Here is a 19,032-nt window from a genome sequence, read left to right on the forward strand (position 1 = left end):
CTTTCCGAGGGATCGGCTGTTGCCGGTTGGCGGCGAATGTGCCGTATTGCGTGTCTCTGTGTCGTACGGGTTCGCGCTGTGGTCAGTGTCAGTCCCGCCGGCCGGGTTGCCGGTTTGTTCAAGAGGACGTGCCCGGAGCCTAAATGGTTCATGCCTCGAAGGGAACGTGATGTGTACTTCACCCCATCGAGGGATCGAACAGGCATGCGATGCTGGACTAGGGTGAGCTCTCGACGAGGGTGGCGTTACAACGGCTCTACCAGGCCTCGGTACCCTCTGACCGGAGAACCGAGCCGCGCCCTTACCCAGCGGGGCCCCATCTGAAATTCAGCGAGGAGCGAACCGCGTGACCGCCGAGACATCCGTGCCGTCCACTGCGCTGCTGGCAGGAGCAGACCGGGACGGATCCAACTACACCGCGCGGCACCTGCTCGTCCTCGAGGGGCTCGAGGCCGTACGCAAGCGTCCGGGCATGTACATCGGATCAACCGACAGCCGTGGTCTCATGCACTGCCTGTGGGAGATCATCGACAACTCCGTCGACGAGGCTCTCGGTGGTCACTGCGACCACATCGAGGTGATCCTGCACGACGACGCCTCCGTGGAGGTCCGGGACAACGGCCGGGGCATCCCGGTCGACGTCGAGCCCAAGACCGGCCTCTCCGGTGTCGAGGTCGTCATGACCAAGCTGCACGCGGGCGGCAAGTTCGGCGGCGGCTCGTACGCCGCCTCCGGCGGCCTGCACGGCGTCGGCGCCTCCGTGGTGAACGCCCTGTCCGCCCGCCTGGACATCGAGGTGGACCGCAGCGGGAACACGAACGCCATCAGCTTCCGTCGTGGCGTTCCCGGCGCCTTCACGGGAGCGGGCCCGGACGCGAAGTTCGAGGCCGGCAGCGGACTGCGCAAGGGCAAGAAGATCCCCAAGAGCCGCACCGGCACGCGCGTGCGGTACTGGGCCGACCGCCAGATCTTCCTCAAGGACGCCAAGCTCTCCCTGGAGAACCTGCACCAGCGGGCCCGCCAGACCGCCTTCCTGGTGCCCGGCCTGACCATCGTCGTCCGCGACGAGTTCGGTCTCGGAGACGGCGGCAGCAAGGGCGAGGAGTCCTTCCGCTTCGACGGCGGCATCAGCGAGTTCTGCGAGTTCCTGGCCAGCGACCGGCCCGTCTGCGACGTCCTCCGCTTCAGCGGGAACGGCGGTTTCAAGGAGACGGTCCCGGTCCTGGACGAGCACGGTCAGATGACACCCACCGAGGTCACCCGTGACCTCGGGGTCGACGTCGCGATGCGCTGGGGCACCGGTTACGACACCACCCTCAAGTCATTCGTCAACATCATCGCCACGCCCAAGGGCGGCACCCACGTCGCGGGCTTCGAGCAGGCGGTGGCGAAGACGATGAACGAGGTGCTGCGGACCAAGAAGATGCTGCGCGTAGCCGAGGACGACATCGTCAAGGACGATGCCCTCGAGGGGCTGACGGCGGTCGTGACGGTCCGCCTCGCCGAGCCGCAGTTCGAGGGCCAGACCAAGGAGGTCCTCGGCACCTCGGCGGCCCGCCGGATCGTGAACAACGTCATCACCAAGGAACTCAAGGCGTTCCTGACCTCCACCAAGCGCGACGACGCCCAGCAGGCCCGCGTGGTCATGGAGAAGGCCGTCGCCGCGGCCCGCACCCGCATCGCCGCCCGTCAGCACAAGGACGCCCAGCGCCGCAAGACGGCCCTGGAGTCCTCCTCGCTGCCGGCGAAGCTCGCCGACTGCCGCAGCGACGACGTCGACCGCAGCGAGCTGTTCATCGTCGAGGGCGACTCCGCGCTGGGCACGGCGAAGCTCGCCCGGAACTCCGAGTTCCAGGCGCTGCTGCCGATCCGGGGCAAGATCCTCAACGTCCAGAAGTCGTCCGTGACCGACATGCTGAAGAACGCCGAGTGCGGCGCGATCATCCAGGTCATAGGGGCCGGGTCCGGCCGTACGTTCGACATCGACGCGGCCCGCTACGGCAAGATCATCATGATGACCGACGCCGATGTGGACGGCTCCCACATCCGCACCCTGCTCCTCACCCTGTTCCACCGCTACATGCGGCCCATGGTGGAGGCCGGCCGGGTCTTCGCCGCGGTGCCGCCTCTGCACCGCATCGAGCTCGTCCAGCCCAAGAAGGGCCAGGACAAGTACGTGTACACGTACTCGGACCGGGAGCTGCGGGACACGCTCATGGAGCTCCAGAGCAAGAACATCCGGTACAAGGACTCCATCCAGCGCTACAAGGGCCTGGGCGAGATGGACGCCGACCAGCTCGCGGAGACGACCATGGACCCGCGGCGCCGCACCCTGCGCCGGATCAACCTCACCGATCTGGACTCCGCCGAGCAGGTGTTCGACCTGCTGATGGGGAACGACGTCGCTCCCCGCAAGGAGTTCATCTCCAGTTCGGCGGCGACACTGGACCGGTCGCGCATCGACGCGTGACCGCGCGTTACCTCCGAGGCGGTGCGTTACGCGCACAGGGCGGGACTCGTGTGGCCGGCGCGGGACGCAGTCACCTGAAGGGGTGAAATGCGAGGGGAAGAAGAGTAAGGGATCTTCCCGTTCTGTCCATCCTTGGGCATGCAGTCAAGCAACGATCGCCTCCGAGGTGCCAGAGGCGGTTCGGAAGGCGCGGCCGGCCACCGCGACGCCCCGGACCGGTTCGTGGCCGAGGCGTCCCCGAGCCCGGCGTACGACGACCCCTGGTACAACGCCCTCGCCTCCGGATGGGGAGAGTCGGCCGGGGCGGAGGTCCCGGGGCCGGCGCCGCGCCGGGAACCGGCGGTGGAGCCGCCCCGGGCCGCGGCCGACGTGTACCTGGAGGTTCAGCGCAGCGCGGCCTTCCAGGAGGTCCGCAGCCGGTACCGCGGGTTCGTGGTGCCGGCGGTGGTCGCCTTCCTCGTGTGGTATCTCGCCTACGTGGTGGCCGCCACCACGATGTCCACGCTGATGGCCCGGCCGGTGGCCGGGGCGGTGAACGTGGCGATGCTCGCCGGGCTCGGGCAGTTCCTCAGCACGTTCCTGCTCACCTGGGCGTACACCCGGCATGCCCGGCTGCGCAGGGACCGGGCCGCACTCGAACTGCGCTGGGACACCCAGGAACTGACGCGCGGCGCGCGAGGCGGTGCATCGTGACCGGCGACCATCAGACGTTGGCGCTGCTGCTGTTCGGCACGTTCGTCGCCGTCACACTGGCGATCACCACGTGGGTGAGCCGTAACCGGCAGGGCTCACCGGAGGAGTTCTACGCGGGCGGTCGCCTCTTCTCACCGATGGAGAATGGTTTCGCCATCGCCGGCGACTACATGTCGGCCGCTTCCTTCCTCGGCATCTCGGGGCTCATCGCGCTCCACGGCTACGACGGCATGCTGTACTCGGTGGGCTTTCTGGTGGCCTGGCTCGTCGTGCTGTTCCTCGTCGCCGAACTGGTGCGCAACTGCGGGAGGTTCACCCTCGCCGACGTCGTGGCGGCACGGATGCGGGAGCGACCGGTACGGATCGCGGCGGGAACATCCTCGGTCACCGTGTCGGTTCTGTACCTGGTGGCGCAGATGGTGGGCGCGGGCAGCCTGGTCGCGCTGCTGCTCGGCGGCACCGGTGAGACCGCGCGGACCTGGACCGTCGTAGGCGTGGGCGCCCTCATGGTGATCTATGTGTCGCTGGGCGGAATGCGGGCCACCACCTGGATCCAGATCGTTAAGGCGGTGCTGCTGCTGGGCGGCACCGTGGCGCTGACCACGCTCGTCCTGGTGCGCTTCCACGGCGATGTCGACCGGCTGCTGCGCACGGCGGCCGAGCGCAGCGGTCACGGCGACGCCTTCCTGGCGCCCGGGCTCGCGTACGGCGGAGACTGGACCTCGCGCTTCGACTTCATCAGCCTGGGGCTCGCCCTGGTGCTGGGCACGGCAGGGCTTCCGCACATCCTGTCCCGCTTCTACACCGTGCCCACCGCGCGGGCGGCACGGCGGTCCGTCGTCTGGTCGATCGGCCTCATCGGCGGGTTCTACCTGATGACGATCGTGCTCGGATTCGGTGCCGCCGCCCTGGTCGGGCCGGATGCCGTACGCGCTTCGAACGCCGCCGGGAACACGGCGGTCCCGCTGCTCGCCCTCGACCTGGGCGGCGGCGCGGGGTCCGCCGGGGGGACGGTTCTGTTCGCGGTCGTCGCCGCCGTCGCCTTCGCCACCATCCTCGCGGTGGTCGCCGGCATCACCCTGGCCTCTTCGGCGTCCGTGGCACACGACCTGTACGCGTCCCTGCGGCGCCGCGACGCCAAGCCGCGCAGTGAGGTCGCCGTGGCCCGTGTCGCCGCCGTCGGGATCGGCGCCGCCGCGATCGCCCTCGGCCTGCTCGCCCGAGACCTCAACGTCGCCTTCCTGGTGGGTCTCGCCTTCGCGGTCGCCGCGTCCGCCAATCTTCCGGTGCTGCTCTACTCGCTTTTCTGGCGCGGCTTCACCACCCGGGGGGCCGTGTGGGCCGTCTACGGCGGTCTCGCCCCGGCCGTGGTGCTCGTGCTGCTGTCCCCCGTCGTGTCGGGCAGCCCGCAGTCGCTGTTCCCGGGCGTCGACTTCCAGTACTTCCCCCTGCGGAATCCCGGCCTGGTCTCGATCCCGCTGGGCTTCGTCGCGGGCTGGCTCGGCACGGTCACCTCGCGGGAGGTCCCGGACGAGGCCAGGCACGCCGAAACGGAGGTGCGGTCGCTGACCGGGGCGGGGGCCGCGTAGGAGCGGGTGCCGTTCGGGAGCGGCTGCCGTGCGGGAGGCGGAGGCGCGCTCGCGGTCCTCAGACGCGGGTCGCCCACTCGTAGCGGTGCTCCGGGCGGCCCGCGTCGCCGTACTTGAGGGTCAGTCTGGCCCGCCCTGTGCGTTCCAGAAGCTTCAGATAGCGCTGAGCGGTCTGCCGGCTCACCCCGGTCCGCTCGGCGATCTCCTGGGCCGAGAGGGCGCCGTCGGCCTTCATCAGACATTGGCGCACGAGCTCGGCGGTGGTGGGCGAGTGTCCCTTGGGAAGCCCCGGCTCCGACGGCGCCGACAGCGCGCCGAAGATGCGGTCGACCTCCGCCTGCTCCGCCTCACCACCGCCGTCGAGAGTGCGCCGCAGCTCCGCGTACGCCACCAGCTTGGCGCGCAGCCCCGCGAAGGCGAACGGTTTGACCAGGTACTGCAGGGCACCGTGGCGCATCGCCGCTTGGACGGTCGACACGTCCCGTGCCGCCGTCACCATGATCACGTCGGTCTGGAGGCCCCGGCGCCGCATCTCCTGGACGACCTCCAGACCGGTCCGGTCGGGCAGGTAGTGATCCAGCAGGATCAGGTCCAGGCGGGGCAGCGTCTCCACGTGGCGCAGCGCCTCCAGAGCGTTGTGCGCCTCCCCGGCGACGTGGAAGCCCGGGACCTTCTCCACGTAGGCGGCGTTGACCCGTGCGACCCGCGTGTCGTCGTCCACGACCAGGACCTCGATCATCGGGACTCCTCCTTGGCAGCGGTGTTCACGGGTGTGGTGCTCACGGATGTGGTGTTCGGGTGCGTGGTGTTCGGGTGCGTGGCGTTCGGGTGTGTGGTGTTGGCGGGAGTGGTGTTCAAGGGGGAGGTGAGGGCGGGTTCCAGGTCCGTTCCCGCCAGTGCGTCGGGCAGTTCGACGACGAACTCCGCGCCCCCGCCGTGTGCCTCGCCGACGGTGGCGCTGCCGCCCTGCCGCTCGGCCAGCCTGCGCACCAGCGACAGCCCGATGCCGCGCCGGCGGTGCGCCGGCGGATCCTTGGTGGACCAACCCGCCGTGAAGGCCAGTTCGCGGTGTTCCGCCGGAATCCCGGGCCCGGTGTCCCGCACTCTGAGCGCGACGGAACGCCCGCGTGTCCGCAACTCGACCTCCACGCGCGCGTGTGCCGTCCCCGCGACGGCGTCGAGCGCGTTGTCGACAAGGTTGCCGACGATCGTGACAAGCCCCCTTGGATCGACCAGAAGGTCCGGCAGCCGCGTCCGGTCCGACACCCACAGGGCGACCCCGCGTTCGGCCGCGACGGTCGCCTTGCCGACCAGCAGCGCGGCGAGCAGGGGATCCTGGATCCGCTCCGTGATCTGCTCCGCGGTGACCCGGTGGTCGCCGACCACCTCGCCGACGAACTCCACCGCGTCCTCGTACATCTCCAGTTCGAGCAGCCCCAGCAGGGTGTGCATGCGGTTGGCGTGCTCGTGGTCCTGCGCGCGCAGGGCATCGATCAGGCCGCGTGTCGAGTCCAGCTCCCGGCCGAGCTGCTCCAGCTCGGTGCGGTCGCGCAGGGTGGCGACCGCACCGCCGTCGTCGGTGGGCATCCGGTTGGCGACCAGGACCCGCTGGCCGCGCACGGTCAGCAGATCGGTCCCGGTCACCCGGCCGGTCAGGACGTCGGCGGTCCGTCCCGCGCCGAGAGCCTCGTCGGGGGAGCGGCCGACGGCCTCGCTCCCGATGCCCAGAAGACGCTGCGCCTCGTCGTTGAGCAGGCGCACCCTGCCGCCGCGGTCCAGGGCGACGACACCCTCCCGGATGCCGTGCAGCATGGCCTCGCGCTCCGCGAGCAGGCCCGCGATGTCCGAGAAGGCCAGGTCCCGGGTCTGCCGCTGGACCCGGCGCGAGATGAGCCAGGCGGCCAGCGCGCCGACGGCCAGGGCGCCGCCCGCGTACGCGAGCAGGCCGGGGATGGCGTGGATCAGCCGGGCCCGGACGCTGTCGTACGCGATGCCGACCGAGACGGCGCCGACGACGACGCCGTCGCTGTCGCGCAGGGGTACCTTGCCGCGCGCGGAACGGCCGAGGGTGCCGTCGTCGATCTCCATGACCTCACGGCCGGCCAGGGCCTGCCCGGGGTCGGTGGAGACGACCTCGCCGATCCGGTCCGGGTCGGTGTGCGACCAGCGCACGCCCTGCCGGTCCATCACGACGACGTACTCCGCCTCCGTGGCCCTCCGGATCCGCTCCGTCTCCTGTTGCACCGGGCCGTCGGGCGCGGGCCGGGTGCTGTGCAGGCCCCGTACGACCTGCGGCTGCTGCGCGGTGGTCTGCGCGATCGCGAGCGCCCGGCGCATCGCCTGGTCGTCCAGCTGGTCACTGAGCGGAGCCAGGAACAGCCCGGTCGCGAGCACGGCGACTCCCGCGGCGATCGCCAGCTGCATCAGCAGCACCTGCGAGAACACCCGCCGGGGCAGGCCGAGGCGCAGGCGGCGTACGGGGGGAGTGGGGCTCATACCCATGACCGTACGTGGGAGGGGACGGCATGCCGTAGAGGGGTGTGGCGCGGATCTCCCGGGCGTGTGTGGCGAGGGCGGCCGGGCCAAGGCATTCGGCGTCGTCCAGGGAACCGCCCGCGACCCGGGCCGGAACCTCAGCTCGCGAGCGCAGCCGTCACCGACAGTTCGCGCACCGCGGTGGCCTCCATCCGCGCGGGTGAGCCCAGTACCGACGCCCCGCAGCTCTCCGGACGCGGCGGCGCCGACACGTCCTGTGCGACGGTGACCCGCCAGTGCCGGCCGTCTGCGTGGGCCAGGGTCACCTCCCAGCGCGGTGCGGCGCCGTCCGTCCGTACGACGCTCAGCGCCTGGGCCGCGTCCTCGCCCACGGCCCGGCGCACGGCCAGCTCGGCCGCCTGGCCGGGGCGCTCCCACGAGGAGTTCCCGCGGCAGCCCTCGACGACGACTCGGCCCTCCCGCGCACTGTGCAGGACTTCCTTGACCGCGTGGGCCTGGACCCGGCCGTACACATAACCGTGGGGCAGCACCAGCACCGTCGGGGAGAAGCGGTGACCGCCCAGATGGGTGACCTCCCAGACGCCCTCGGCACCGGACGCGGCGAGCCCGGCCGCCAGCGGCCGGCCGAGGAGCGCGCAGCACCGGTCGCGCTTGCCGTTGGTGCAGACGAGAGCGAGCGGATCACCGCAGTGGGGGCCGCCTCCGAGCACCGAGTCGAAGGTACGGCTGTCGCCCCTGGCCAGCGCGGCGAAATCGAGGCCGAGCAGTCGGCGGGGGTCCGTGAGCGCGGTGTCGTGCAGCCACACGTTTCCCGGCACGGTGTGGGCCGCGTACACCCGGCGCTCGGCCGGGGTGCCGCGGTCCGCGTGGCGTCCGGGCCGGCGGATGAGCGCGACACGTACGCCGGTGCCCTTCACCGCCGCTTCCAGCGCACGTCCCAGCGTGGGATCCAGGTGGCTCGAGGTGAGGGCCTTGGCGCCCCACGGGCCGGGCTGTTCGAGCAGCAACCAGGTCCTCGCGACGGGTGCGGTGCCCGGGAGGGGCTCGTCGAGGTCCCCGGAGACCGTTGAGCACGTACTCACAGAGGTGAGCCTAACCTGACTTGCGTCGTAGCGACTTCCTGCCGCGCCTGAGCGCTGCTCCGGCAGTGTCGCCGGGTCGCCCCCGGGCCCGGGCGGAGCCCGCCCGGCCGCGAGGGCGGCCGCGTTCCGGCCGGCCTGCCGTCGGTGGCTGAGCATGCGAGCGGCCTGGTGCCGTTCGGGCGCCAGGCCTGGTCGAGAGACGTCGAGCGGGGACGGGGTGCCGGGCTGCTCGGCGGTGAGGGTGTCCGGCGCGGGCGGCGGTGAATGCGGCCGGAGACCCGGGCGGTGACGTCAGACGTCGGGAATGTCCGCCTTGGCGCGGACCAGGGTCTCCCGGCTGACCACGACGATGCGTTCGTAGTCGGCACGGGCGGCGTCGGCGGGCAGTTCGCCCTCCAGCGCATCGGTGGCCTCGGTGCCGATGACGGCGAAGTTGCCGTCGCTCAGTTCGAACACGTCGGGGCAGTTGGCTCCTGAAGCACTGCCACGGGCACTTGGCGGCACACCGATTCGGCGCACGATTTTCAAAGTATTACCAGTCCTTACCTATGGTCCGGGCTCTCCGCGGAGGGCAGCCACTATTGGCTGCCCGCCCGCAGTGGCTGCACGGCGAGAGACTACTCAAGTCTCGCGTGTTACCGGTGTTGACGAGGCCGTCAGGCTCCAGCAGGAGGTCCACTGCGGATTCCCTCCGGGGCGGGTGGAGCAGGCGTCGTCGCGGGGCTGCCCCACGACAGCAGACAGAGGACACCTATGACGGCAGCCGCTGCCGCGACGCCGGCCCCGATTCCCTCTCGCCGGTGCACCAAGTAGCCGACGGCTGCGGCCACAGCGAGAAATACGATGGCTTCCAGAGTCATTGACGACCTCCAGGCTCTGCCGCCTGACCGTCGGTGAAGGAGGTGCGACAGGCAGATCGGCAACCGCGCGCTGTTCCAAGCGCATTGTGGAGGGACGTTACTGGCGTCGCCGGGACCGCTGTGACCGCAAGGCCGAAACCACTGCGTGTGTATCCCTGCAGATACCCATTGACGTCTCACCGCCAGGACGTGGGTCGTGGGCGGCTAAGGCGTCGGAGGTGTGCCCACCACCCACCACTCGTCCGTGTCGGCTTCGTCCAGGTCGTTGATGAGGGCGTCGACCAGGCGGCCGATCCGTGCTTCGTCGGACGACTGCTTCAGCGTCGCGCGCTGCCCCCTCGACGCGTCCCAGTACTCCCGCATCAGAGGGTTCTGGAAGAGCTCACGGGCATACCCGTACAACTCCTCCTGGTCCACGAGCCCCGCGCGGTAGAGGTGGTAAAGGTTGATGTACCAGGCGTTGGCGTAGAAGTACTGCCGGCGCTTCGCCGCCGGGATGTCGGGGTCGTACGTATCGATCACAGAGGCCAGCGACGAGTCGTCGATCGCCCGGGACAGCAGTTCCCAGTGCATGCGCTGCTGGTGTGCCAGCGTCCTGCGGCGTGAGACGGTGTCCTCGAGTTCGAGCCGCCGTATCCGCTGTCGTTCCGCCTCCAGAGCGCGCTGACGCGCGGCAGCCAGCGTCACCCCCGTGGCCAGCAGCATGCCGGCCGCTGCGGAGCAGACCCTCCCCGTGGTGTTCTTGCGTGTGACCATGTCAACCCCCGAATCAGGCGACCGCCCGCCGGTCGTCGAGTGCGGGTCGGCTGACGGGGACCGGCGAGCGATGAGTGGCGCTGCCACCTCCAGAGTGCCGAGCGTCGCTGACCGGCGGGGAGGCGGAGAAGCGGCGCACGGAGGGAAGCGAGGGTCGCACGGTCCGGCGCCATGCAAAACGTCTGCCCAGCAAGTGCTGCTAACAATCGTTCACTCTGCGGGCACTCCGCCGCCTCGTATCCTGAGCAGGCAATTCCGTACGTGGGTGTACGCACCGCCGCGGGCCGTCGTACGCGTAGGTGAGAGAGAGGTCGCACGGTGGGACAGCACCCGATGCCGCAGCAGATCCCGGTCGTCGTACTGGCCGGATTCCTCGGCTCCGGAAAGACCACACTCCTCAACCACCTCCTCCACCGCAGCGGAGGCAGCCGTATCGGCGCCGTCGTCAACGACTTCGGCTCGATCGAGATCGACGCCATGGCCGTCGCCGGCGCACTCGGCGACTCCACCGTCTCGCTCGGCAACGGATGCCTGTGCTGTGCCGTCGACGCGAGTGAGCTGGACGGGTACCTGGAGCGGCTCGCCCGCCCCGACACGGGCATCGACGTCATCGTCATCGAGGCCAGCGGTCTCGCCGAGCCGCAGGAACTCGTGCGCATGCTCCTCGCCAGCGAGCAGCCCGGGGTCGTCTACGGCGGACTCGTCGAGGTCGTGGACGCCGCGGAGTTCGACGCCACACGGGAGAAACACCCCGAGATCGACCGGCACCTGGCGCTCGCCGACCTGGTCGTGGTCAACAAGACCGACCGGATTCCGGACGTCGAACGCGTGCTCGCCCTCGTCCGCTCGCTCAGCGACCGGGCCGCCGTCGTGCCCGCGGCCTACGGCCGTGTCGACCCCGAGTTCCTCTACGACTGCCGGCCGAGCGAGGAGCGCGTGGGGCAGCTGTCCTTCGACGACCTGCACGACCATTCGAGGGGCGGCGCACACGCCGAGCACCTGCACGCCGCCTACGACACCCTGTCGTTCGTCTCCGACGTCCCGATGGATCCTCGCCGGCTCATGCGGTTCCTCGACAGCAGGCCGGAGGGCCTGTACCGGATCAAGGGGTACGTCGACTTCGGCCCGTACGACCCGCGGAACCGGTACGCCGTTCACGCCGTCGGCCGTTTCCTGCGCTTCTACCCGGAGCCCTGGGCACCCGTCGACGCCCGCCGTACGCAGCTCGTCCTCATCGGCTCCGGCATCGACGCGCCGGCTCTCGGCGAGGAACTCGACGCGTGCCGCGGGGCCGACGACCCACACGCCGACGAGCACGGCATGTGGGGCGTCCTGCGCTACGTACCGGACCCCGAAGGCGAGGAGGAGCCGGAAGGTGAGGAGGAGCCGGAAGGCGAGGGCCCAGACGGCGAGGGCCCCGACGGCGGGGAGCCGCCGACCACCTAGGCCGGGCCCACCACCTAGGCCGGACCCACCACCTAGGCCGGACCCACCACCTAGGCCGGACCCACCACCACCGACACCGTCTTCGGCAACGACACGCCCGAGCCGTCGCGGCGCGGGTCGATGTCCGGGAGCTGGGCCGGGCTGCCGTTCTTCTGGGCGGCGAGTGCCGGAACGGGGCCCGCCCAAGCGAAGGCCAGGCAGTCCTCGCCCTTCAGGAACCGCTGGCAGCGCACGCCACCCGTGGCCCGGCCCTTGCGCGGGTACTGGTCGAACGGGGTGACCTTGGCCGTGGTCTGGACGGAGTCGTCCAGCGTGCCGCGCGAACCGGCGATCGTGAAGACCACCGCGTCCGCGGCCGGGTCCACCGCCGTGAAGGAGATGACCTTGGCACCGTCGGTGAGCTTGACGCCCGCCACACCGCCCGCCGGACGGCCCTGCGGGCGGACCTGCGAGGCCTGGTAGCGCAGCAGCTGCGCGTCGTCCGTGATGAAGACCAGGTCCTCGTCACCGGTGCGCAACTCGGCCCCGCCGACGATCCGGTCGCCCTCCCTGAGGCTGATGACCTCCAACTCGTCCTTGTGGGACGGGTAGTCGGGCACCACACGCTTGACAACGCCCTGTTCCGTACCGAGCGCAAGGCCGGGTGAGGACTCGTCCAGCGTGGTCAGACAGACGACCGTCTCGTCGTCCTGAAGGGTCACGAACTCCGCGAGCGGCGCGCCCCCCGCGAGATTCGGTGTCCCCAGGGGTTCAGGGAGCTGAGGCAGGTCCACGACGTTCACCCGCAGCAGACGCCCCGTGGACGTCACCACACCCACCTCGCCGCGGGCCGTGGCCCGCACCGCCGAGACGATCATGTCGTGCTTGACGCGCTTGGCGCCCGCCTTCGTGACGAGCGGCTCGTCGTTCGCGGTGCGGGCCAGCAGGCCCGTCGAGGAGAGCAGTACCCGGCACGGGTCGTCGGCCACCTGGAGCGGCACGGCGGCCACCGGAGCACCGGACGACTCCAGCAGGACCGTACGACGGTCGGTGCCGAACTTCTTGGCCACCGTGGCCAGTTCGTTCGAGACCAGCTTGCGCAGCTCCGCGTCCGAGTCGAGGATTCGGGTCAGCTCCTCGATCTCCGCGTTCAGCCGGTCCTTCTCGGACTCCAGCTCGATGCGGTCGAACTTGGTGAGCCGCCGCAGCGGCGTGTCCAGGATGTACTGGGTCTGGATGTCGCTCAGCGAGAAGCGCTCCATCAGGCGCTGCTTCGCCTGTGCGGAGTTCTCACTGGAGCGGATGAGACGGATGACCTCGTCGATGTCGACCAGGGCGGTGAGCAGGCCCTCGACCAGGTGCAGTCGGTCACGTCGCTTGGTGCGGCGGTACTCGCTGCGGCGCCGTACGACGTTGAAGCGGTGGTCGAGATAGACCTCCAGCAGCTCCTTGAGGCCCAGGGTGAGGGGCTGGCCGTCCACCAGGGCGACGTTGTTGATGCCGAAGGACTCCTCCATCGGCGTCAGCTTGTAGAGCTGCTCCAGGACCGCCTCCGGCACGAAGCCGTTCTTGATCTCGATGACCAGGCGCAGTCCGTGCTCGCGGTCGGTGAGGTCCTTGACGTCGGCGATGCCCTGGAGCTTCTTCGAACCGACCAGGTCCTTGATCTTGGCGATCACCTTCTCCGGGCCGACCGCGAAGGGCAGCTCGGTCACCACGAGACCCTTGCGGCGGGCCGTCACGGTGTCCACGGCGACCGTCGCCCGGATCTTGAACGTGCCGCGGCCCGTCTCGTAGGCGTCCCGGATGCCGGGCAGACCGACGATCCGGCCGCCGGTGGGCAGGTCGGGGCCCGGGACGTGCTTCATCAGGGCTTCGAGGTCGGCGTTCGGGTGCCGGATCAGGTGCCGGGCGGCCGCGATGACCTCGCGCAGATTGTGCGGGGGCATGTTCGTCGCCATGCCGACCGCGATGCCCGAGGCGCCGTTGACCAGCAGGTTCGGGAAGGCGGCGGGCAGAGCCACCGGCTCCTGCTCCTGGCCGTCGTAGTTGGGTCCGAAGTCGACGGTGTCCTCGTCGATGGACTCCGTCATCAGGCCGGCGGCCTCGGCCATCCGGCACTCGGTGTACCGCATCGCGGCCGGCGGGTCGTCGTTGCCGAGGGAGCCGAAGTTGCCGTGGCCGTCCACCAGGGGGACGCGCATCGAGAACGGCTGGGCCATGCGCACCAGGGCGTCGTAGATCGACGCGTCGCCGTGCGGGTGCAGCTTGCCCATGACCTCGCCGATGACACGGGCGCACTTCACGTAGCTGCGCTCGGGCCGCAGGCCCATCTCGTTCATCTGGTAGACGATGCGGCGGTGCACCGGCTTGAGGCCGTCGCGGGCGTCCGGCAGTGCACGGGAGTAGATGACCGAGTACGCGTACTCGAGGAAGGAGCCCTGCATCTCGTCGACGACGTCGACGTCGAGGATCTTCTCCTCGTACGAGTCGTCGGGCGGCGGGGTCTTCGTACTACGGCGGGCCATCGCTGCCGGCTCCTTGCTCAAGCGTGAACGGTGAACTGACGGGGTCCATTGTGGACTGCGGCACTGACAGCGACCGACCAGGACCCGTCACGGGCTGCCCGGCCCGGCGCTGCCCGCAGGGTACGCCCTCGTCCCGTGCCCCCGCCCCGGTCGGGTCGTCCGGGCCACCGACCCCGTTCTCGCTCTCGGCGTACGAGGACCGGGAACTCCACCGGCGGCCCGCACGCTTGCATACAGTGGCAGGATCGGCGGGATCGGCGGAATTCCCGCAGTATCACCCAATGATTCCACCCAATGATCCACCCCAGTGATTCCACCAAGGATTTCGCCATCGAAGGGATGTACATGCCCATGGGTCACACGGCCACAGCCCAGGCAGGCTCCGGCGGCCTGACAGCGACCGAGCACCGCCTGGCCAACGGCCTGCGCGTGGTGCTCTCCGAGGACCACCTGACCCCGGTCGCCGCGGTGTGCCTCTGGTACGACGTCGGCTCGCGCCACGAGGTCAAGGGGCGTACCGGCCTGGCTCACCTTTTCGAGCATTTGATGTTCCAGGGCTCCGCCCAGGTCAAGGGCAACGGCCACTTCGAGCTGGTGCAGGGCGCGGGCGGCTCGCTCAACGGCACCACCAGCTTCGAGCGCACCAACTACTTCGAGACCATGCCCGCCCACCAACTGGAGCTCGCCCTCTGGCTGGAGGCCGACCGCATGGGCTCCCTGCTGTCCGCCCTGGACGACGAGTCGATGGAGAACCAGCGGGACGTCGTCAAGAACGAGCGCCGCCAGCGCTACGACAACGTGCCCTACGGCACGGCCTTCGAGAAGCTGACCGCCCTCTCCTACCCCGAGGGGCATCCCTACCACCACACGCCGATCGGCTCCATGGCCGACCTGGACGCGGCGACGCTGGAGGACGCTCGCGCGTTCTTCCGCACGTACTACGCGCCGAACAACGCGGTGCTGTCGGTCGTCGGCGACATCGACCCCGAGCAGACGCTCGCCTGGATCGAGAAGTACTTCGGCTCCATCGCCTCGCACGACGGCAAGCAGCCCCCGCGGGACGGCTCGCTGCCCGACGTCATGGGCGGGGAGCTGCGCGAGGTCGTCGAGGAGGAGGTCCCGGCCCGCGCCCTGATGGCGGCCTACCGCCTGCCGGAGGACGGCACGCGCGCGTGCGACGCGGCCGACCTCGCCCTCACGGTCCTGGGCGGCGGTGAGTCGTCCCGCCTGTACAACCGGCTCGTACGCCGCGACCGCACGGCCGTCGCCGCCGGTTTCGGCCTGCTGCGGCTGGCCGGAGCGCCCTCCCTGGGCTGGCTGGACGTGAAGACGTCCGGTGACGTCGAGGTGCCGGTCATCGAGTCGGCCATCGACGAGGAGCTCGCCCGCTTCGCCGAGGAGGGCCCCACCGCCGAGGAGATGGAGCGCGCCCAGGCCCAGTTGGAGCGCGAGTGGCTGGACCGCCTGGGCACGGTCGCGGGCCGCGCCGACGAACTGTGCCGGTACGCCGTCCTGTTCGGCGACCCGCAGCTGGCCCTCACCGCCGTACAGCGGGTGCTGGAGGTGACGGCCGAGGAGGTCCAGGAGGTGGCCAAGGCCCGCCTGCGCCCCGACAACCGCGCGGTGCTCGTGTACGAGCCGACCGCGCCCACCGACGACAACGACAACGACAACGACGCCGACGTCGCGAACGACGCCACCGACGAGAACGAGGAGGCGGCCAAGTGACCGAGCTCGCCACCATGGAATTCCACGCCCAGCCGCAGGCCGGCGAGCCCAAGCCGTGGGCGTTCCCGGCCCCCGAGCGCGGCAGCCTCGACAACGGCCTCACCGTGCTGCGCTGCCACCGCCCCGGCCAGCAGGTCGTCGCCGTCGAGGTCGATCTGGACGCGCCGCTCGACGCCGAGCCGGCCGGCCTCGACGGCCTCGCCACGATCATGGCGCGCGCCTTCTCCGAGGGCACCGACAAGCACTCCGCCGAGGAGTTCGCCGCCGAGCTGGAGCGCTGTGGCGCCACCCTCGACGCACACGCCGACCACCCCGGAGTCCGGCTGAGCCTCGAGGTGCCCGTCTCGCGCCTCGCCAAGGCCCTCGGCCTGGTCGCCGACGCCCTCAGGGCGCCCGCGTTCGCGGACGGCGAGATCGAACGGCTGGTCCGCAACCGGCTCGACGAGATCCCGCACGAGCTGGCCAACCCCGCCCGCCGCGCCGCCAAGGAGCTCTACAAGGAGCTGTTCCCGGCCGACACGCGCATGTCGCGCCCGCGCCAGGGCACCGAGGGGACGGTCGCGACCATCGACTCCGCGGCCGTACGCGCCTTCTACGAGAAGCACGTCCGGCCCGCCACGGCCACCGCCGTGGTCGTCGGCGACCTCACCGGCGTCGACCTCGACGCGCTGCTCGGCGACACGCTGGGCGCGTGGACCGGTTCCGCCGCCGAGCCGCGTCCCGTGCCCCCGGTGACCGCCGACGACAGCGGACGGGTCGTCATCGTGGACCGTCCCGGCGCCGTCCAGACGCAGCTGCTGATCGGCCGGACCGGCTCCGACCGGCACGACCGCGTGTGGCCCGCGCAGGTGCTCGGCACCTACTGCCTCGGCGGCACCCTCACCTCGCGCCTGGACCGTGTCCTGCGCGAGGAGAAGGGCTACACCTACGGGGTACGGGCGTTCGGGCAGGTCCTGCGTTCCGCGCCCGACGGCACGGGCGCAGCCATGCTCGCCATCAGCGGCTCGGTGGACACCCCCAACACCGGTCCCGCCCTGGACGACCTGTGGACGGTGCTGCGCAAGCTCGCCGCCGAGGGTCTCACCGACGCCGAACGCGACGTGGCCGTGCAGAACCTGGTGGGCGTGGCGCCGCTGAAGTACGAGACGGCGGCGGCCGTGGCGAGCACGCTGGCCGACCAGGTCGAGCAGCACCTGCCCGACGACTACCAGGCCACGCTCTACCGCCAACTCGCCGCCACGGGCACCGTGGAGGCCACGGCGGCGGTCGTCAACGCCTTCCCGGTGGACCGCCTGGTGACGGTCCTCGTCGGCGACGCGGCGCAGATCAAGGAGCCCGTCCAGGCCCTCGGTATCGGTGAAGTCACCGTCGTGTCGGCCGAGTAGCCGTTGACACGCGCGGCGGCCCTGGTGACCGGAGTGTCACCAGGGCCGACGTTTGTCCGAATTGGGGGAGTGACCGCGTGTCTGCCCTGTGGCGTGCGCTACAAAAAGCCGGTTGCGTTTGAGGATTGAAGACAGCCGCGTTTAGCGTCGTCCGGGCTGTTCGTCAGGCAGTACGCCGCATCCGCGGCACCGGACAGCCATCGCCGAGTCCCCCTACGGCGCGAGCCAGGGGAGCCGGGGACCCATCGTCCCTGGGGTGAATCGGACGCCCGCGCGCGCAGCGAGGGGGTCCGTAGGAGACCTTCCACCTCCGAACCCGTCAGCTAACCCGGTAGGCGAGAGGGAAGGAAAGGACCAGCCACCACATGGCGTTCACGCGCGCCTCCGGTAAGCACCGCCGTCCCAGTCGGGTGCACCGCACCACCGCCCGCGCGGCGGGTGTCGCGGCCCTCGCCGGTACCGGCGTCGTAGGAACCCTCGCGGCTCCGGCGTTCGCCGCCGAGTCCGAGGCGGAGCAGAGCGGGCTCACCCCGGTCATCGCCATCGGTGATTCGGTGGCCGACGAGATCGACGCCCAGGCCACAGCGCAGAAGCAGGCCGCCCTGCACGCGGCCGCCCGCGAGGCGGCCCAGGAGGCGGCGCGCGAGCGGGCCGCCGAGGCGGCCGAGGAGGCGCGCGAGGCCAAGGAGCGGGCCGCGCGCGAGGCGGAGCGCGAGCGACTGAACACCTTCGTGTCGCCGATCACCGCCTCCTACGTCTCCACCGCCTACCAGGCCGGCAGTTCCCTGTGGTCCTCCGGCAGCCACACCGGCATCGACTTCCACGCTTCCACCGGTACGTCCGTGCACGCGGTCGGCGTCGGCACCGTCGTGGAGGCCGGCTGGGGCGGCGCGTACGGGAACCAGGTCGTCATCAAGATGCACGACGGCACGTACACGCAGTACGGCCACCTGTCCTCCGTCGACGTCTCGGTGGGCCAGTCGGTCGACCCCGGCCAGCAGATCGGCCTCTCCGGCGCCACCGGCAACGTCACCGGGGCGCACCTGCACTTCGAGGCCCGTACGAGTCCTGAGTACGGGTCGGACCTGGACCCCGTGGCCTATCTCCGCTCCCACGGCGTGAACCTCTGACGGCCTCGGACGAGCCTCTGACGGCCTTTGACGAACCTCGGACGAGCCTCTGACGGGCCTCTGACGACGGACGGCACGGCATCCGAAAGCCCCGGCTCCCCGAGTCGGGGCTTTCGTGTTTCCCCTTCGCCGGCGGACACGTCGCTGTCCAAGAATTGCCCATGGAATCCGCCCCGCCGTCGGAATACCCGCTCGACTGGCCTAGAGTCACTGAAAACGCGTCAATCGTCGACGTTTCACGGGGATCAAGGCGGAGGTCGGGTATGCGTATTCCGGCGCATTCGGTGTGCACGGCGATCCGGGACGACATCGTCGCCGGCGTCCACGGGCGCGGCAGCCGGCTCACCGAGGAACTCCTCGCCCGCCGCCACGGAGTCTCCCGGGTCCCGGTCCGCGAGGCCCTGCGCGCGCTGGAGGCCGAGGGGTTCGTCGTGACCCGGCGGCACGCGGGCGCGTGTGTCGCGGAACCCACCGAACAGGAGGCCGCCGACCTGCTGGAGACCCGCACGCTCCTCGAACCCCTCGGTGCCTCGCGTGCCGCCCGGCGCCGTACCGACGCACACCTCAAAGTGCTGCGGGGGCTGGTCAGGCTCGGGCAGGAGCGCGCCAGGCACGGCAACAGCGAGGACCTGCGCTCCCTGGGCGGCTGGTTCCACGACACCCTCGCCCAAGCCGCCGGCAGCCCCTCCCTGACGGCACTCCTGACCCAGCTGCGTCACAAGATCGCCTGGATGTACGTCGTGGACGCGCCGGCCGGGCCGGTGGAGTGCTGGGCGGAGCACGGCGCGGTCGTCGACGCGGTGGCCCGGGGTGACGGCGAGCGCGCGCGGGCGCTCATGACGCTGCACACGGAGCGGTCGGTGCCGGGCCACCGGCTGCGTTTCTCCTCC

14 protein-coding genes and 1 riboswitch are annotated in these 19,032 nt (G+C 70.7%); of the genes, 8 read left to right on the plus strand and 6 right to left on the minus strand.

Annotated elements, in window-relative coordinates:
• Window positions 1-346: 346 nt before the first annotated feature.
• The 3 genes from ABEA26_RS28300 to ABEA26_RS28310 all read left to right on the plus strand — a co-directional run bounded on the left by ABEA26_RS28300 (window position 347) and on the right by ABEA26_RS28310 (window position 4,752).
• Window positions 347-2,470 carry a DNA gyrase/topoisomerase IV subunit B gene (locus ABEA26_RS28300; RefSeq protein ID WP_345596194.1) on the plus strand — a complete coding sequence of 708 codons (2,124 nt, stop codon included), beginning with the start codon at window positions 347-349 and terminating at the stop codon, window positions 2,468-2,470.
• 138 nt (window positions 2,471-2,608) lie between these two features.
• A complete protein-coding gene (locus ABEA26_RS28305; RefSeq protein WP_345596195.1) occupies window positions 2,609-3,163 on the plus strand; it encodes a DUF485 domain-containing protein in 555 nt (184 codons plus the stop codon).
• A complete protein-coding gene (locus tag ABEA26_RS28310) occupies window positions 3,160-4,752 on the plus strand; it encodes a solute symporter family protein (protein ID WP_345596196.1) in 1,593 nt (530 codons plus the stop codon). The genes ABEA26_RS28305 and ABEA26_RS28310 overlap by 4 nt, the downstream gene beginning before the upstream one ends.
• Window positions 4,753-4,810: 58 nt before the next feature.
• On the opposite strand, the gene ABEA26_RS28315 is transcribed toward ABEA26_RS28310, so the two are convergent.
• The 5 genes from ABEA26_RS28315 to ABEA26_RS28335 all read right to left on the minus strand — a co-directional run bounded on the left by ABEA26_RS28315 (window position 4,811) and on the right by ABEA26_RS28335 (window position 9,946).
• Window positions 4,811-5,491, minus strand: coding sequence for a response regulator (locus ABEA26_RS28315; RefSeq protein ID WP_345596197.1), 681 nt, complete (start codon window positions 5,489-5,491; stop codon window positions 4,811-4,813).
• Window positions 5,488-7,248, minus strand: coding sequence for a sensor histidine kinase (locus tag ABEA26_RS28320; protein WP_345596198.1), 1,761 nt, complete (start codon window positions 7,246-7,248; stop codon window positions 5,488-5,490). The genes ABEA26_RS28315 and ABEA26_RS28320 overlap by 4 nt, the downstream gene beginning before the upstream one ends.
• A gap of 137 nt (window positions 7,249-7,385) precedes the next feature.
• On the minus strand, window positions 7,386-8,330 hold the full coding sequence (locus tag ABEA26_RS28325; RefSeq protein WP_345596199.1) for a ferredoxin family protein: 945 nt from the start codon (window positions 8,328-8,330) through the stop codon (window positions 7,386-7,388).
• A 291-nt stretch (window positions 8,331-8,621) separates the two neighbouring features.
• Window positions 8,622-8,858 carry a hypothetical protein gene (locus ABEA26_RS28330; RefSeq protein ID WP_345596200.1) on the minus strand — a complete coding sequence of 79 codons (237 nt, stop codon included), beginning with the start codon at window positions 8,856-8,858 and terminating at the stop codon, window positions 8,622-8,624.
• Window positions 8,859-9,394: 536 nt separating this feature from the next.
• A complete protein-coding gene (locus ABEA26_RS28335) occupies window positions 9,395-9,946 on the minus strand; it encodes a DUF6082 family protein (RefSeq protein ID WP_345596201.1) in 552 nt (183 codons plus the stop codon).
• 333 nt (window positions 9,947-10,279) lie between these two features.
• Here ABEA26_RS28335 and ABEA26_RS28340 point away from each other — a divergent pair, with 333 nt between their 5' ends.
• Window positions 10,280-11,392: a CobW family GTP-binding protein gene (locus tag ABEA26_RS28340; RefSeq protein ID WP_345596202.1), complete on the plus strand. Its 1,113-nt coding sequence runs from the start codon at window positions 10,280-10,282 to the stop codon at window positions 11,390-11,392.
• A 50-nt stretch (window positions 11,393-11,442) separates the two neighbouring features.
• Here the strand turns inward: ABEA26_RS28340 and ABEA26_RS28345 are convergent, their stop codons facing one another.
• On the minus strand, window positions 11,443-13,899 hold the full coding sequence (locus ABEA26_RS28345; protein ID WP_345596203.1) for a DNA gyrase/topoisomerase IV subunit A: 2,457 nt from the start codon (window positions 13,897-13,899) through the stop codon (window positions 11,443-11,445).
• A gap of 345 nt (window positions 13,900-14,244) precedes the next feature.
• On the opposite strand from ABEA26_RS28345, the gene ABEA26_RS28350 reads away from it, so the two are divergent.
• From ABEA26_RS28350 to ABEA26_RS28365, 4 genes are all read left to right on the plus strand, one after another.
• Window positions 14,245-15,627 (plus strand): M16 family metallopeptidase, encoded by a 1,383-nt coding sequence (locus ABEA26_RS28350; RefSeq protein WP_345596207.1) that lies wholly within the window; start codon window positions 14,245-14,247, stop codon window positions 15,625-15,627.
• Window positions 15,624-17,012, plus strand: a complete 1,389-nt coding sequence (locus ABEA26_RS28355) for a M16 family metallopeptidase (RefSeq protein WP_345596204.1) — start codon at window positions 15,624-15,626, stop codon at window positions 17,010-17,012. Before ABEA26_RS28350 ends, ABEA26_RS28355 begins: the two co-directional genes overlap by 4 nt.
• A gap of 191 nt (window positions 17,013-17,203) precedes the next feature.
• Window positions 17,204-17,365: riboswitch (cyclic di-AMP (ydaO/yuaA leader) on the plus strand.
• Between the two features lie 12 nt (window positions 17,366-17,377).
• On the plus strand, window positions 17,378-18,142 hold the full coding sequence (locus tag ABEA26_RS28360; RefSeq protein ID WP_345596205.1) for a M23 family metallopeptidase: 765 nt from the start codon (window positions 17,378-17,380) through the stop codon (window positions 18,140-18,142).
• A 263-nt stretch (window positions 18,143-18,405) separates the two neighbouring features.
• On the plus strand, window positions 18,406-19,032 hold a 627-nt coding region (locus ABEA26_RS28365), incomplete at its 3' end, for a GntR family transcriptional regulator (RefSeq protein WP_345596206.1).

Origin of the sequence: Streptomyces marokkonensis, from assembly GCF_039539045.1 — a bacterium.
Taxonomy (GTDB): domain Bacteria; phylum Actinomycetota; class Actinomycetes; order Streptomycetales; family Streptomycetaceae; genus Streptomyces; species Streptomyces marokkonensis.

Excerpts from the sequence above, each read along its gene's own strand:
- ABEA26_RS28345 (WP_345596203.1), bottom strand. The coding sequence starts at position 13,899 with ATGGCCCGCCGTAGTACGAAGACCCCGCCGCCCGACGACTCGTACGAG.
- ABEA26_RS28315 (WP_345596197.1), bottom strand. The coding sequence starts at position 5,491 with ATGATCGAGGTCCTGGTCGTGGACGACGACACGCGGGTCGCACGGGTC.
- ABEA26_RS28340 (WP_345596202.1), top strand. The coding sequence starts at position 10,280 with ATGCCGCAGCAGATCCCGGTCGTCGTACTGGCCGGATTCCTCGGCTCC.
- ABEA26_RS28350 (WP_345596207.1), top strand. The coding sequence starts at position 14,245 with ATGCCCATGGGTCACACGGCCACAGCCCAGGCAGGCTCCGGCGGCCTG.
- ABEA26_RS28335 (WP_345596201.1), bottom strand. The coding sequence starts at position 9,946 with ATGGTCACACGCAAGAACACCACGGGGAGGGTCTGCTCCGCAGCGGCC.
- ABEA26_RS28305 (WP_345596195.1), top strand. The coding sequence starts at position 2,609 with ATGCAGTCAAGCAACGATCGCCTCCGAGGTGCCAGAGGCGGTTCGGAA.
- ABEA26_RS28320 (WP_345596198.1), bottom strand. The coding sequence starts at position 7,248 with ATGAGCCCCACTCCCCCCGTACGCCGCCTGCGCCTCGGCCTGCCCCGG.
- ABEA26_RS28360 (WP_345596205.1), top strand. The coding sequence starts at position 17,378 with ATGGCGTTCACGCGCGCCTCCGGTAAGCACCGCCGTCCCAGTCGGGTG.